At 55.1% G+C, this 14654-nt stretch carries 15 protein-coding genes, 1 tRNA gene and 2 other RNA genes; 4 read left to right on the plus strand and 14 right to left on the minus strand.

Annotated features, from left to right (window positions below):
- Window positions 1-9: 9 nt before the first annotated feature.
- Window positions 10-303 carry a hypothetical protein gene (locus tag QZL71_RS01585; RefSeq protein ID WP_005942150.1) on the minus strand — a complete coding sequence of 98 codons (294 nt, stop codon included), beginning with the start codon at window positions 301-303 and terminating at the stop codon, window positions 10-12.
- A 224-nt stretch (window positions 304-527) separates the two neighbouring features.
- Between QZL71_RS01585 and QZL71_RS01590 the strand changes: the two genes are divergently transcribed.
- A tRNA-Gln gene (locus QZL71_RS01590) sits at window positions 528-601 on the plus strand.
- A 99-nt stretch (window positions 602-700) separates the two neighbouring features.
- Here QZL71_RS01590 and QZL71_RS01595 read toward each other — a convergent pair.
- From QZL71_RS01595 to QZL71_RS01640, 10 genes are all read right to left on the minus strand, one after another.
- Window positions 701-2458 carry a bifunctional metallophosphatase/5'-nucleotidase gene (locus tag QZL71_RS01595; protein WP_294647459.1) on the minus strand — a complete coding sequence of 586 codons (1758 nt, stop codon included), beginning with the start codon at window positions 2456-2458 and terminating at the stop codon, window positions 701-703.
- 269 nt (window positions 2459-2727) lie between these two features.
- Entirely contained in the window at window positions 2728-4500 is a 1773-nt protein-coding gene (locus tag QZL71_RS01600; protein ID WP_154255685.1) for an oleate hydratase, read from the minus strand.
- Between the two features lie 270 nt (window positions 4501-4770).
- Window positions 4771-5121, minus strand: a transfer-messenger RNA (tmRNA) gene (gene ssrA, locus QZL71_RS01605).
- A gap of 70 nt (window positions 5122-5191) precedes the next feature.
- Window positions 5192-5674 carry an SsrA-binding protein SmpB gene (gene smpB / locus QZL71_RS01610; protein ID WP_005941729.1) on the minus strand — a complete coding sequence of 161 codons (483 nt, stop codon included), beginning with the start codon at window positions 5672-5674 and terminating at the stop codon, window positions 5192-5194.
- A 102-nt stretch (window positions 5675-5776) separates the two neighbouring features.
- Complete coding sequence (recR, locus tag QZL71_RS01615; RefSeq protein ID WP_005941730.1) at window positions 5777-6376, minus strand: recombination mediator RecR; 600 nt, start codon at window positions 6374-6376, stop codon at window positions 5777-5779.
- 19 nt (window positions 6377-6395) lie between these two features.
- Window positions 6396-6734, minus strand: coding sequence for a YbaB/EbfC family nucleoid-associated protein (locus QZL71_RS01620; RefSeq protein ID WP_097774953.1), 339 nt, complete (start codon window positions 6732-6734; stop codon window positions 6396-6398).
- 31 nt (window positions 6735-6765) lie between these two features.
- A complete protein-coding gene (gene dnaX / locus QZL71_RS01625) occupies window positions 6766-8628 on the minus strand; it encodes a DNA polymerase III subunit gamma/tau (RefSeq protein ID WP_294647460.1) in 1863 nt (620 codons plus the stop codon).
- Between the two features lie 77 nt (window positions 8629-8705).
- Window positions 8706-8804: signal recognition particle sRNA small type (ffs, locus tag QZL71_RS01630), an RNA gene on the minus strand.
- 272 nt (window positions 8805-9076) lie between these two features.
- The gene (locus QZL71_RS01635) at window positions 9077-9829 is read right to left on the minus strand and encodes a ZIP family metal transporter (protein WP_044953660.1); all 753 of its coding nucleotides are present in this window, start codon (window positions 9827-9829) and stop codon (window positions 9077-9079) included.
- Between the two features lie 92 nt (window positions 9830-9921).
- The gene (locus tag QZL71_RS01640) at window positions 9922-10296 is read right to left on the minus strand and encodes an HIRAN domain-containing protein (protein WP_294647461.1); all 375 of its coding nucleotides are present in this window, start codon (window positions 10294-10296) and stop codon (window positions 9922-9924) included.
- A gap of 558 nt (window positions 10297-10854) precedes the next feature.
- On the opposite strand from QZL71_RS01640, the gene QZL71_RS01645 reads away from it, so the two are divergent.
- A complete protein-coding gene (locus QZL71_RS01645) occupies window positions 10855-11130 on the plus strand; it encodes a hypothetical protein (protein WP_044953661.1) in 276 nt (91 codons plus the stop codon).
- Window positions 11131-11310: 180 nt separating this feature from the next.
- Here the strand turns inward: QZL71_RS01645 and QZL71_RS01650 are convergent, their stop codons facing one another.
- Together QZL71_RS01650 and QZL71_RS01655 are read right to left on the minus strand one after the other, a co-directional pair.
- The gene (locus tag QZL71_RS01650; RefSeq protein ID WP_294647462.1) at window positions 11311-11883 is read right to left on the minus strand and encodes a chromate transporter; all 573 of its coding nucleotides are present in this window, start codon (window positions 11881-11883) and stop codon (window positions 11311-11313) included.
- Window positions 11880-12452, minus strand: a complete 573-nt coding sequence (locus QZL71_RS01655) for a chromate transporter (RefSeq protein ID WP_005941745.1) — start codon at window positions 12450-12452, stop codon at window positions 11880-11882. Before QZL71_RS01655 ends, QZL71_RS01650 begins: the two co-directional genes overlap by 4 nt.
- Window positions 12453-12586: 134 nt before the next feature.
- Between QZL71_RS01655 and QZL71_RS01660 the strand changes: the two genes are divergently transcribed.
- Window positions 12587-13387 carry an aspartate dehydrogenase domain-containing protein gene (locus QZL71_RS01660; RefSeq protein ID WP_154256202.1) on the plus strand — a complete coding sequence of 267 codons (801 nt, stop codon included), beginning with the start codon at window positions 12587-12589 and terminating at the stop codon, window positions 13385-13387.
- A gap of 15 nt (window positions 13388-13402) precedes the next feature.
- Window positions 13403-14299 carry a D-isomer specific 2-hydroxyacid dehydrogenase family protein gene (locus QZL71_RS01665; RefSeq protein ID WP_294647463.1) on the plus strand — a complete coding sequence of 299 codons (897 nt, stop codon included), beginning with the start codon at window positions 13403-13405 and terminating at the stop codon, window positions 14297-14299.
- Between the two features lie 41 nt (window positions 14300-14340).
- On the opposite strand, the gene QZL71_RS01670 is transcribed toward QZL71_RS01665, so the two are convergent.
- Window positions 14341-14654 (minus strand): LOG family protein (locus QZL71_RS01670; protein ID WP_294647465.1); only part of this gene is annotated, 314 nt, incomplete at its 5' end.

The following is a 14654-nucleotide window of genomic DNA, read 5'->3' on the forward strand; positions in this document are numbered from 1 at the left end:
CCAACCTGTTCAAACCTGTCCAGCAGGCTGATACTTCGTCAGGACGGTGTGCAGCCCCAGCTCCCGCGCCCTGGCCAGTAAGTACCGGTAGCGGCACAAAAGCGCCTGCCGCTCGTAAATGCGCTGCTCGATCAGGTCTGTATCCACCTCCAGATCAAACATCATCTCATTGCGCCGCAGGCAGAACAGACATTCCTTCAGCTCTTCTTCCAGTTCTGGGTGATAACGTTCGTGCTCGGTATCCCGCGGGATGCGGCTCGAAAGCAAAGTTTGGGTGTTCTGGGCATGGGTTCGTTCCAGCATAGGCCGTCCTCCTCTTCTTTGTGTATCTTGAAGGTTTGTACATTTTAGTATATGAAGAGACCGGTGCAGAATATGCCAGTTTATGGTAAAGCAGAAACTTCTCCGCTGGTGCGCGCATTTTAAAAAAGTTTGCAATTTTTTCAAAATCACGCTTGACAAGTATCACTTTTCCGCGTATAATAGCACACGTTGAGCGGCTCATACTGCGAAACGCAATCGAATATTGGGGATTTGCATAGTGGTAGTGCGGTAGACTCTGACTCTACTTGTGGGAGTTCGATTCTCTCATCCCCAACCAAGAGCCATCCGGTTTATGCCGGATGGTTTTTTTGTTCTATATTGTTATACAAAAACAGCGTACCGTCTTTGCGACGGTACGCCCATTTTTATGCAGTTATTACAGAATGCTGATGCGGCCTGCGCCGTAGGGATTCTCGTAATCCAGCAGATAGCCCGGGTAATCGGCCAGCGGGCTGTTTGCGGTGGTCAAATGCGGCAGACCCTCTGCATCTACACCGCCAAAGGTCATGGCATAGGTAGACATCACAAGGTAATCCTCAGACACATAGTCCTTGATCAGCTCTGCGCCATCAAACATGGCAAAGCCATCGCCCAGATTGCGCAGAGTGTAGTTCATGCCAGCCAAAGCGTAGGTCTTGCCCTCGTCCAGCGGTTCATAAGTACCGGAAGCCTTGTTGTAAATCTTCACGTTCTGCACGCGCGGAGTGCCGGTGGCACTGCCAATCCAGACATTCTTCTCGTCGGTCTGCACGGTGTTGGGGATATCGGCGTGGATCTCGTAGGAAGCGCCTGCCACATGCAGGAAGCCGCCGTTCTCCTTTTCCGTTCCGGCAAAGCGGGCTGCAAACTCCAGTGCATCCTGGATCTGCTTGCCGGTGACAGACATCAGACAGGCCACATTGCCAAACGGGCTGACCTGCTTGCAGGTCTTGAAGGTCCAGTAGCCGGCTTTCTCATCGGCGCGGATGCCGCCGCCGTTCATGATAGCGATGTCACAATGCAGCTGTTCCACCTCATTGAAGTAGGAGTAAATGCCGTCGGCCACGAAGTCGCCGAGATTCGTCTCTGCCATGCGGATGCGGCGCTTGCCAGTCTCGGGGTCGGAGATGTAGAAGTTCGTATCGGCAACAGCGATCTTCTCACCCAGCATGTCGTCCACAGAAGCGACCCATGCGTTCTGGATATCGGCAACGGCACTGTCGGAGCCTTCGTAAGAGGAGATCAGACGGGTGGCAATGGAGCCGTCAGCCTTGATGGTCATTTCGCCAACATTTGCAAAATAAGAGCCGGTCTGGGTCAGGGCGACAGCCTTGCCGGACAGATCCTTCACCCACTCACACTCCATCTTGGTGTGAGAATGGCCGTCGATGAATGCATCGAAGCCGGAGGTGTGCTCGATGACTTCCTTGCTGGTCCAGGGCGAAGAGGAAGGATCAACGCCCAGATGGCCCAGACCGATCACGTAGTCAGCCAGAACCTTGGCCTTATCAATGGACTTCTGCACAGCCTTGTACAGCTTCTGGCCGTCGTCACCGCCCAGAATATCATAGATATAGCGGCTCTGGCTCTTATCCATGAAGTAAGCCGGAGTAGACTTGGTGAAGGTCTCGGGCGTGGTGATGCCCACAAATGCGATCACGCGGCCGCCGATGGTGAAGTATTTGACATCCGGCAGAACGCGGTTGCCCAGCGGCAGATTGACCCAGTTGCTGGAGAGGTACGGGAAATCTGCCTCAGCCATTACCTCTTTTGCACGGGCCATGCCGTAGTCGAATTCATGGTTGCCGGGCGTAGCAACATCGTAGCCAGCGGCATTCATCAGCTGGATGATGGATGCACCTTCGTCCATGGAACCATATGCGGTACCCTGAATATGGTCGCCCGCATCTACCAGCAGGACATTTTTGCCTGCATCCTGATAGCTCTTTTTCAAAGCTGCGATGGCAGCATAGGTCAGTTCCGGCGATTTTTTGTCGATGTAAGTATGAACATCGTTGGTGTACAGGATCGTAATGTCCTTAAAGCTGCCGGGGTAACATGCAGACGCAGCGGGTGCGCCCAGACTTACGGCAGCAACGGCTGTGGTGACACCTGCGGCCTTCAGGAAGCTGCGGCGGGAGATAAGCTGTTTCATGGAAAAACGACCTCCTCTTAAAACTCTCTTTTGTTTTTATCGGGCGCACAGAACCAGCCCGACGCTTGTTATGTTAAGCATAACACACAAAACACCCAAGAACAACCCGGAATCGCACAATTTGTTCATAATTCACGGTACCAAGTCACACTTTTTGTGCAACATTATTCCTTTTCGGGGCAAAAAACAGCCCGCATCTGCAGCCAGTCGTTGACTGCAAAAGCGGGCTGTTTTCAAAGGGGATTCAAAAATGGATCAGAGCAACGAGCTCAAATCGCATTGTATTCCTTGAGGAATTTCTCAAGGTCGGTACCCTCGATCTTTTTCAAAGCTTCCTTCATGGCAAGGCGCGGGATGAGCGGCAGATCCATGTCGGTGATCTTCTTGCCGTCGCGCAGCTTGACCGTTGCATCGATCAGGGCACGTACATCATAGGTGCTGCCCCAGACCTCGGGCACACCGCGGTCGATATCCAGCAGGGTGTACACAGCTTCCATACCGGTGCGCATGGAGTATTCGGTGGTGAAGATGGTGTCACGGCCGGTCTCGGCGAACTGACCCAGGAAGGCAAAGTTGACAGCACCCTCCGGCACGATATCAGGACGGTCGCCCATCGCACGCGGCATAAAGAATGCATCGATATACGGCATCATGACCGGGATGGTGTTGGCACTGTGCTCGGCCAGCTCTTCGATCTGATCCTCAGGCACACCGATATGGTACAGCCACTCCATGCACAGTTCCTTGCCGGTGCAGTCACGCATGGCCTTTTTGACGTAGTTGCCGGGCTTATCGCTGAACAGGCCGTAGACCCAGACGCACAGCTGGTTCTTGGGCTGGTCTCGGAACTGCTGCTGACGGTTCAGCGTCCAGCTGAGCAGCCAGTTGGAGTCCTTAACGGTGACGATGCCGCCGGTGACGGTGTGGCCACTGAACGGGTCACGCTTGCAGATCTTCTGGATATACTGTGGGATCTTGTCGTCCAGCGTAGTGATGGTGGCGCTTTCCCAGTTGGAATGTTCGGGGTCGGAGCAGAACTTTTCAGGATTGCCGAATGCGGGGTCCTGTGCAGCGATCTTCTTCCACAGGTCCCAGCCGTTGCCCGGCTTGATGGTGGGATCAAAGCCTGCTGCCTTGTCCTGTGCGCCCATCGTGCAGCTTTCCACGCAGCCGCCGTTGGTGATGAACAGCAGATCATTTTCGGTCAGGTCAATGGTGCTGATCTCACCTGCGTGCTCCACAACCACGCTGCTTGCCTGCTTGCGCTTGCCATTGATCTCAAATTTCACGTCCACGACCTTGGTCTCATAGTGGAACTGCACGCCGTGGTCCTTCAGGTAAGTGACCATGGGCAGGATGATAGATTCATACTGGTTGTAGCGAGTAAAGCGCAGGGCAGTGAAATCCGGCAGACCGCCGATATGGTGGATATAGCGCTTAAGATAGAGCTTCATTTCCAGAGCACTGTGCCAGTTTTCAAAGGCAAACATAGTGCGCCAGTACAGCCAGAAGTTGGAGTTCAGCACTTCATCATCAAAGAAATCGGTGATTTTCTTATCCTGCAGCTGCTCGTTGGGGGTGAAGAAGAGCTTCATGATCTCCATAGCACCCTTATCAGACAGGCCGAACTTGCCATCGGTGTGGGCATCCTCGCCGCGGTTGACGGTAGCACGGCACAGTGAATAGTTGGGGTCTTCCTTGTTCAGCCAGTAGTACTCATCCAGCACACTGGCACCCTCGGTCTCCAGAGACGGAATGGAGCGCAGCAGATCCCACATGACCTCGAAGTGGTTATCCATCTCGCGGCCACCGCGCATCACGTAACCGATATCGTATTTGTAGCCGTCGCAGGCACCGCCGGGGATGGGGTCTTTCTCAAACACATGCACATGCTCGCCCTTCATCTGGCCGTCACGCACCAGATAACATGCAGCCGTCAGTGCGGCCAGACCGGAACCAATGATATATGCAGATTTATGATCAACACCCTCCGGCTTTTTAGGAGTTGCAAATGCTTCATAGTTGCCACTGGAATAGTACATAGAAAAGCCTCCCTGCTTTTTATTGCTTTTTTTCGGCATCCTTGCGCCGTCCTTATGGCAACAGTATACCCCGCGCCGCCGCAGCAGACAACAAACAAACTTTAGCGGGTGTATAAATTTTATACAATCATTCTGTTTTGCTGGAAATACGTACAAATTGTGACAAAAGCCGCCCTAATAGCGAATCGTTCTGTGCTATGGAGTGCTTTATAAACCAGTTTCAGCAAAAAGAAAAGCACCCAGATTTCAACGAATCCAGGTGCTTTTTGTTGGTGGAGGCGATGGGAGTCGAACCCATGTCCGAAAAGAGTTCAGTGCAGGTATCTCCGGGTGCAGGCGATCTACAACATTCCCGCCGCGCCACGCCGATCGTCAGGCTAGCGCATTGGTAGCTTCATGAGTTCCTGCCGGTCCGCAAAGCTTAAGTCCGTTCAGGTGCTGTGTCTAAAGGACGCCCCGGCCCCACACGACACAAGAGTGGGCGGAACGCGCAGCACTCAGGCTGCGAGCAACTGAGAATTGTTATTGTCAGTTAATTTTTTTGGAGGAGTTATAGAGCAGTTCCCCCACTGCTACCCGCTGCCCAGACCTCGCTCTCCCCGTCGAAACCTTTACGCCCCCTTATAAAGCACACCTTGCGGTGTGCAGAAAGCTTTGAAAAAGTTCCGCTTCAGGAAGCGGTCTGAAAAGATCAATAGTATTTGCCGTTGGACTTCATGGCACGGTCAATGGAACGCTTTGCATCGCGCTGGGCGGCATCGGCACGCTTATCGTAGAGCTTTTTGCCTTTGCAAAGACCCACTTCCATTTTCACGCGGCCATGTTTGAAATAGAGCGAAAGCGGCACAAGGGTATATCCCTGCAGCTTGCACTGCTGATGCAGCCGCCGGATCTCACTTTTGTGTGCCAGCAGGCGCCGGACGCGCATCGGATCCTGATTGAACATGTTTCCGTGGTCGTAGGGACTGATATGCATTCCCTTTACCAGCAGTTCACCATCCTCAATATCGACCCAGCTGTCCTTCAGGTTGACCCCTCCGGCACGCAGGCTCTTGACCTCCGTACCTTTCAGTTCAACGCCGGTTTCCAGCGCTTCCAGAACGAAGTATTCATGGCGCGCTTCACGGTTTGTGGCAATGGTTTTTGTTGCCGGACGCTCCTTAGTGGGTGCCATTCCGCGCGCCTCCTTTCTCCATTGTGGTTTGTTGTATCAGTATACCATTTTTTTATGGTTTTGCAAGGGCTGTTTTTGAAGAAACTGTAAATTTTTCCCAATTCACAGCTCACCACGGCCGGAAAGTGCACGGTACAAGGTGGTCTCGTCTGTGTACTCCAGACTTGCACCCACCGGCAGACCGTAGGCCAGACGTGTGGTCTTGATGCCCAGAGGCTTGATAAGCTTTGCCAGATACATGGCGGTGGCTTCACCCTCCACCGTGGGGTTCATGGCCATGATGACCTCTTTCACCTTGCCGTCGCCCAGGCGGGCCAGAAGTTCCTTGACGCACAGCTGTTCGGCAGTAATGCCGTCCATCGGGCTGAGCAGGCCGTGCAGCACATGGTACAAGCCGTGATACTCCCTTGTGCGTTCAAACGCCTGCACATCGCGGGGCGTTTCCACCACGCAGATCACAGAAGGATCGCGTTTTGCACTGGCACAGATGGGGCAGATATCCGCTTCTGTATAATTCTGGCAGATACGGCAGCGATGGAGCTTGGTGTGGGCACCCTGAATGGCTCCCGCCAGTGCGGCGGCATCTTCGTCCGACATGCTCAGCACCTGATACGCCATGCGGGTAGCGCCCTTGCGCCCGATCCCCGGAAACTTGCTGAATTCTTCGATCAGCTTTTCCAGCGGGGCAGCAGTATAGCCCATGTTCTTCCCTCCTGCCGGATCAGAGACCGGGGATGTTCATGCCGCCGGTCAGCTTGCCCATTTCAGCTTCGGCAGTTTCGTCCACCTGCTTGACGGTTGCGTTGATGGCAGCAGCCACCATATCTTCCAGCATTTCAACATCATCCGGGTCCACAGCCTCGGGCTTGATGGTGATGGACAGCACTTCGTGCTTGCCGTTCATCTTAACAGTGACCATCTCACCGGCAGCGCTGCCGGTGTACTCGGCAGCTTCCAGCTCGGCCTGTTTGGCTTTCATATCTTCCTGCATCTTCTGTGCCTGACGCATGAGGGCGTTCATATCGGGGCGGCCAAAGCCTGCGGGCATTCTTGCTTTCATAATCGTTTCTCCTTATTGATGCAATGTATTTTTATGATCTCGTTTTCCTTGCGGAATCCTCAATGGACACATCCAACCCCAGCTTTTCCAGTGCACGAAGCGACTGCTCTGCGTTGGAGACCGTTTTGCCAGCGCTCTTTGGTTCATAGGGACCAATGGGCACCGCCGTACCGGACACATCCTTGATCAGCTTTTTGATCAGGCGCTGGCTGTCCTTGTTGGCGCGGATAAAATCGCGGAAGGTCTTGCCGCCGTCGATCAGCACGCGGGTGCCATCAAAGTAAGCCTTGGACTTGCGCAGATAGGTGTAGAGCATGGGATCTTTTTCCTGCAGCTGCTGTACCACCTGCGGCCAGTACGGATACAGCGCAGTCCCTTCCTGCCCGGCATCCTGTGGCTTTTCCGGCACAGGCTTTGCAGCAGGCGTGGGTACAGGTTTGGGCGGTTCTGGCTGCGGAACAGGTTCCAACTCTGCCGGCACGGGTGCAGCTGGCTGTGCGGCCTGCGCGGCAGGCTCGTCCCAAGGCAGCATTCCGGCCTGCTGCACGGGCGGTTCCTCCGGCAGCGGCGGCAGCTCTTCGGTCTGGACGGGTGAAGTCTGCTCTACAGATATTTCCGACGGCACGGAAGGTTCTGCCTTTACAGGTTTCGGTTCCGCTGCAGGCTGCACCACAGGAACGGACGGTATTGGCGGCTGGGGAGTCGGAGCGCTTGCAAAGGGCTGCACAGCAGTTGCCGAGGCAAACGGCTGCGGCGCTGCGGGTTGAGCTGCAGCACGGGGCGCGGCCTGCACAGGAACTGCCTGCGGCTGCTGGGGCGGTTCGGATAAACCAAACAGTGCAAGTTCCAGCTCGATCCGCTGGTCGCTGCCGCGGGTCATATGTTCCAGCGCACTGCCCAGCGCACGGATGGCACGAATGGCCTCCCGCTGGCCCAGCTGCGGGCCTTTTTCCAGATACAAAGCCTCCTCCTCCGGCGAAACGCCGGACAGAAGGCTCTGCCCGCCCGGCAATGCTGCCAGCATCAAAGCACGATAATGCGCGATCAATTCCTCTGTCAGACGCTTGACATCCACAGACTGCTGGCGAAGCTGTGCCAGCTGGGCCAGTGCTGTGGCACCGTCCTGCGCTTCCAGTGCGTCCGAAATGCGGAACAGATAACTGCGGTCGGTCACACCTGCCATGCGGCGCACCACATCGGCATCGATTTTCGCCGTAACGCCTGCGCAGGTATCCAGAATGGACAACGCATCGCGCAGTGCACCGTCGGCCAGACGGGCGATCAGTTCCGCACCGTCCGGCGAAAGCTCCAGCTTTTCCTCACCTGCAATATATTCCACCCGGCGGGCGATATCCTCCGGCCCGATGCGGGTAAAATCGTACCGCTGGCAGCGGGAAAGAATGGTGGCGGGCACCTTCTGGATCTCAGTGGTTGCCAGAATAAAGATGACGTGGGCAGGCGGTTCTTCCAGCGTTTTGAGCAGCGCATTGAATGCCGCCGTGGACAGCATGTGCACCTCATCGATGATGTATACCTTATATTTACAGGCGCTGGGAGTGTAAGCTGTTTCGTCGCGCAGGTCGCGGATATCGTCCACACCGTTGTTGGAAGCCGCATCCATCTCCACCACGTCCAGAATGCTGCCGTTATCGATGCCTTTGCAGATCTCACACTCGCCGCAGGGGTCTCCATTGACCGGATGCAGGCAGTTGACTGCCTTTGCAAAGATCTTGGCGCAGGTGGTTTTGCCGGTGCCGCGCACGCCGGTAAACAGGTAGGCATGGCCCACACGGTTTGCCGTGATCTGGTTTTTCAGCGCAGTAACAATGGCCCGCTGGCCTACCACATCCTCAAAACGCTGCGGTCTCCATTTGCGGTACAAGGCACGGTACATGGTTCTCTCCCCTTTCCTGCAAAATAAAAAGGACAGCGCTGACGGGGTTTTGTCCCCGCCTTGCGTAACTCGGCATACGGATGCAGGCTTACTGAAACGCACGAACGCACTGCTTAAGGCTGCTTGGTTCCCCACCTGACCTGGTTCACAGCGAATCCATCGTACAGGACCCGCATCCGTATGCCGAACCACGCAGCAGGCGCTGTCCGACACATCCTTCTGAATGCCAGAATATTGTACCATAAACGCAGGCAGATTGCAAGGGGTGGGAGGTATCATTTCACGGTCCACGCATGAAACGATCAAATAGGATAGCCCAAAGTCAGAAAATGTGATGTTCTCAAAATCCAAAAAGCGCAGTACATTCTCTGCGCTTTCGCGTTTTGTACTGCGCTTTTCTTTTATCCTGTTATTTTTACGGCATTGATTTTGCAGCAGCCCTTTTTTCTTACAATGCAACATCCAGCGCCATCATCAGCGCAAATCCCAGCACGATGCTTACAACACCGACAGGCTCGTCGCCCTCCACGGCCTGCGGGATCATCTCCTGTGCGGTCACGCACACCATACAGCCCGCCGCTGCGCTGAGCAGCCACGGAAGCGCAGTACTGACCCATTCGGCCAGAGCAAAGGCAAGCAATGCCCCCAACGGCTCTACCAGCCCGGAAGCCGCTCCCGCAAAAAACGCCTGACTGCGGGTGCGGCCGTTATGGGCCAGCGGCAGACTGACTGCTGCACCTTCCGGGATATTCTGCAGGCCGATTCCAAGGCTCAGCGCCAGTGCACCGCTGATGGCATCCGGCTCCCCGGTCAATGCCAGTGCAGCGGCAAGGCCCGCCACCATACCCTCGGGCAGGTTGTGCAATGTTACAGCCAGCACCATACGTCCGCCGTGCCCGGCCCCGCCTGCCAGCAGCTGCCCGGCAAACTGTTCCACCTGCAAAAGGCCCACTGCGCCAAGCACAAGCCCCACTGCCGATGGGATCCATGCCGGAAGCGGCAAAGTCTGTCCGCGCTGGATAGCAGGCAGCAGCAGGCTCCACACACTGGCCGCCAGCATGATGCCCGCTGCCATGCCGCACAGGATGCGCTGCGTGCAGGGCCGCGACCGCCGCCGCAGCAAAAACACGCCTGCTGCCCCCAGTGTAGTGCACGCCGCCGGAAACAGCAGTACCCACGCAGTGAAAACGATCTGGTTCACGATACATTCCCCCTTTGCCCGGTGTATGTGCGTCGAAGCAAAAAGGTGCAGAAAAGCCCGTCACACAAAATACAGTGTGACGGGCTTTTCTGTCAGAATGCGATGGCATCTTCTTCGCTGCCAAAGGGCAGACCCGTAGCCGGATCGACCGGCGGCAGGCCAGCCTGCCCCATATCCGCTGCCTTTACGCTGCATACCACCGCATTGGCAAGCACATACTTCACCTTTGCGGTGGCTGCAGCGCCGATCTTATCATAGATGCGGCCTGCGCTGTAACAGTCGCCCAGCACGGTGTGAGTGCTGTTGGCCACATAACCCACCTTGCCCAGACCCGGCAGTTCTGCGCGGATGGCTTCGCGGTCAAAGTCATTCTCCGGCTCCTTGACCAGCTTTACCTTCTGGCCTACTGTAAACGGCTGAGTGCCGAAGCGGTAGTTGAGTCCGGTCAATGTAACATAGTACTTCATCTTTATTTCCTCCAAAACACATGTTTTATTTTCAGGGAGCCCGTTCATCCCCTGCTGTGTCTGTATTATCCACTTTTTATGTCCAATAAAAATCACTTTCAAATAACACTTGTCATTTTTTGATATTTTTGTTCAGGTTCGCTGCACAAAGTTTACCCTCTTTTCTTTCTCCGCAGGTCAACTGTCAGGTGACAAATGGCTCTTTTCCGTTTCCGGAGCCGCATCATCCTCACTTTTGCATTTCTTTATTTCTCTTTAGGGAACATGCATTCCCGTCTTGATTCAAGTGAACAAACAATGAAAGAAATTACAAAGTGATTACAACGCGGTAAAAAATTCTTTCCTGAGTCTCCCTGTGCTTCGATCAGTTTAACAAAAACTCTTTGACTTTTAGCGATAAATTATAACAAAATCGTAGATTATCATTGAAATCTCACTTCTTAGCCAAAAAAGCTCTTGATTTTTTCGCAAAAAAGACTAGAATATCCACTTGCAGAAAGGCACTTCCTGTAGGGCCTTCTGCAAAATACATTTGCGTATGGCAAGGAGATTTTAGATATGAAACTCAAGAATGTTTGTGTTGCTGTTGTTGCTCTGGCTCTGGCTGTTGGCATGACCGCTTGCGGCGGTTCTGCTTCCTCCACTGCTGCATCCTCTTCCGAGGCTGCTTCTACCAGCACTTCTGTTGCTGCTGAGGCCGAGGAGAGCGCTTCTTCCGCTGTTGCAGAGGAGAACGGTTCTTCTTCTGAGGCCGCTTCCAGCGAGGCTGCTTCTTCTGAGGCCGCTTCCAGTGAGGCTGCTTCCAGCGAAGCTGCTTCTTCCGTTGCAGCTTGATCGCACAGCGCCTAAATTCCAATAAAAGCTGAAGCCGGGCACAGGGAGCCATGAGTTTTCCTGTGCCCGGCTTTTTGTAGCAAAATGCGCCGGAAAGGTTTATTGGGAACCTCCCGGCGCATTTTTCAGAAGCTGTCATCAGAAGCAGGATGCCCCTCAGGCAGCGTGCAATGCTTATTCTTATATTTCCCAGAACAGGATCCCCAGTCCTGCAGAGAACAGGATCATCCCAATGGGCGATGGTGCTTTGCCCTTTTTCCGGCGGCAAAGGGCATGCAGCCCCCACAGCAGCAGGAACACCACAATGGAACGGAGATCCGGTGCAATGCCTGCCTTGTCCGCTGCAAACCCGGCCAGCGTAGAAAGCGCCATGTTGACAGCAGTTGCCAGGATCATCGCCACCACACAGGGACGAACGCCGCCAAGAACTGCATTGACACCGGCATATTTCATCAAATTCTGCAGCACCGATGCAATGAGCAGAATGATCACAAAAGACGGCAGCACCACACCCAGCGTGGCACACAGCGCGCCCCAGAAGCCGCCCTGTGAAGCACCGATGAAGGTGGCCATATTGATGGCCAGCGGGCCGGGTGTGGATTCCGACACGGCAATGAAGCTGAGAAATTCGCCTTCCGTCAGCCAGCCGTGTCCTAAGACCGTTTCCCGCACCAGCGAGATCATGCCGTAGCCGCCGCCGAAGGACAACGCACCGATCATGAGGAAATTCCAGAAAAGTTCTACATAGATCACGGCTTCTTCTCCCCCTTCCGCAGCTGCTGTACTGCATACACCAGCAGCCCGGCCGCACCGCTGAACAGGATGTAAAAAATGGAAGAGAATGACACTGCTGCAATGGAACAGCCCACCATCGCTGCCGCAACCGTGGTCAGGATGACAATATTGAAGACGCTGTGTTCCAGCTGCTTCAGCATTTTCAGTCCGGCGGAAAGGATCAGATAGATCACACACACCTGAATGCCGTGGAACGCACTTGCCACCACCGAAAGGCGGAGGAACTGGTCAAAGAACAGCGAGATCAGATAAATGACCGCGAAGGACGGAAGACATACCGCCACCGTGGACGCTGCCGCACCTGCCGTACCCTCGATCTTGTAGCCGATGTAGGTGGCACTGTTCACCGCCACCGGGCCGGGCGTAGACTCCGCAATTGCCACCATGTCCAGAAATTCTTCTTTTGTCACCCACTTTTTCTCTTCCACAAATTCATTCTGCAGCAAAGCCACCATGGCATAGCCGCCGCCAAACGTGAACGCACCAATTTTGAAAAACGTCCAGAAAAGCTCCTTTGTTTTCGACATAGCCTTCTCCTTTCTTGCGCCTTATTATATCATTTTTTGTTTTGATATGATATACTTTAATGGAATATGCTGTTTTCTTTGGAAAAAGCAGAAAGCTGTTTTCTTTGGAAAAAGCAGAAAAAGGAGTTTAGGATATGAAAACAAAATTTGGCATTGTAGGCTGCGGATTTCTGGGCGGCATTGTGGCCAACGCATGGAAGAACGGTCTGCTGCCGGACTATGAGCTGGTGGGCGTGACCAGCCGCACCCGTGCTTCGGCGGAAAAGACTGCCGAAACGGTGGGCTGTGCCGTGTGTGACGATGTGGATGCCCTGCTGGCGCTGGAGCCGGAGTACATCGTGGAGACCGCTTCGGTGGAGGCTGTGCGCGCCATGGCTGTGCCTGTGCTAAAAAAAGGCGTGAATCTGGTCATTATTTCCATTGGTGCCTTTGCGGACCTTGATTTTTACGAGCAGGTCAAGGCCGCTGCCGTGGAGGGCGGTGCCAAGGTGCATCTGGCAAGCGGTGCCATTGGCGGCTTTGATGTGCTGCAGACCGTCACCCTGATGGCCGAGGCGCAGAAGCTGGCCGAGACGGCAGGCATTGAGACCCACACCGGAGCCAAGGGCTTCCGCAACACGCCGGTATGGGCCGACCACCTGCTGACCGATACCGAAAAGACCACTGTGTTCACCGGCAATGCCAAGCAGGCCATTGCCACCTTCCCCCGCCGCGTGAATGTGGCTGTTGCCACCTCGCTGGCCACCACCGGCCCGGAGATCACCGGCGTGACCATGCATTCCGTCCCCGGCTGGGTGGGCGACGACCACTGCATCACCGCCGAGATCGAGGGCGTGAAGGCCGTGGTGGATATCTGCTCTTCCACCAGCGCCATTGCCGGTTGGAGCGTAGTTGCCCTGCTGCGCAACCTCTCCTCCCCCGTATGCTTCTATTAAAGGAGGGCTTTGCAGATGTTCAACAAACTGGTGGCCATTGAGCCGGTAAGCCTGATCCCCTCCGCCGAGGAAGAGCTGCATCAGTACGCAAAAGAAGTGGTGCTGTACCGCGATATCCCGGCCAGCGATGACCAGATCGTGCGGCGTATCGGAGATGCCGATGCTGTACTTCTGAGCTACACCTCCCGCATGGGCAAAAATGTGATCGAGCGCTGCCCGAATATCCGTTACATCGGCATGTGCTGCAGCCTGTATTCTGAGGAAAGCGCCAATGTGGATATCGCCTACGCCCGCACCCGCGGCATCAAAGTGCTGGGCATCCGGGACTACGGCGACCGCGGCGTTGTGGAGTACGTCCTGCATGAGCTCACCGGCATCCTGCACGGTTTTGGGATGCCCATGCTGCGGGACGAGCCGGTGGAGATCACCGGGCTGAAGGTCGGCGTCATCGGGCTGGGTGTGTCCGGCAAAATGATCGCCGATGCACTGCAGTTCATGGGTGCCGACATTGCCTATTACAGCCGCACCCGCAAGCCGGATGCCGAAGCTGTGGGCATGGCCTATAAGCCGCTGGCACAGCTGCTGACCGAGAGCGAGGTGGTGTTCACCTGCCTGAACAAGAACGTACTGCTGTTGGGCAAGGACGAATTTGCACAGCTGGGCGCAGGCAAGGTGCTGTTCAACACCTCCATCGGCCCGGGCTTTGACTCTGCTGCTCTGGAACAGTGGCTTGCTCTGCCGGGCACCCACTTCTTCTGTGACACCCGTGCCGCTGCCGGCCCGGTGGGCGAAGACTTCTTTGCCCGTGAGAATGTGCATTGCGCGAATGTTTCTGCCGGACGCACCAAGCAGGCTTTTGTGCTGCTGAGCCAGAAGGTGCTTGCAAATATCCGCACTGCACTGGGAGAATGATATAAAAAGGAAACGCTTCCCGGCCGGGGAAGCGTTTCCTTTTAGGCTTTATTCAAAATTGTTGTGATCTCTTCCAGATTCGCCGCAAATCGGATGCCCTGCTGGCGCTGCGGCGTGGAAAGGCCTTTCTCGATCATTTTGGCAAGCAGTGCTTTCAGGCTGTCGTAGTAGCCGTTCAGATCATACAGGATGCAGGGCGCGTCCAACTGGCCCAGCGAGACCTTGGACATTACCTCTGCGATCTCTTCCAGCGTGCCGGTGCCGCCGGGGAATGCGATGAAGGCATCGCCCAGCTCGATCATCTTCGTCTTGCGCTCGGTCATATCCTTGGTGACAATCAGCTTGGTCAGGCCAT

It is taken from the genome of uncultured Faecalibacterium sp. (assembly GCF_900066275.1).
Lineage (GTDB): Bacteria > Bacillota > Clostridia > Oscillospirales > Ruminococcaceae > Faecalibacterium > Faecalibacterium taiwanense.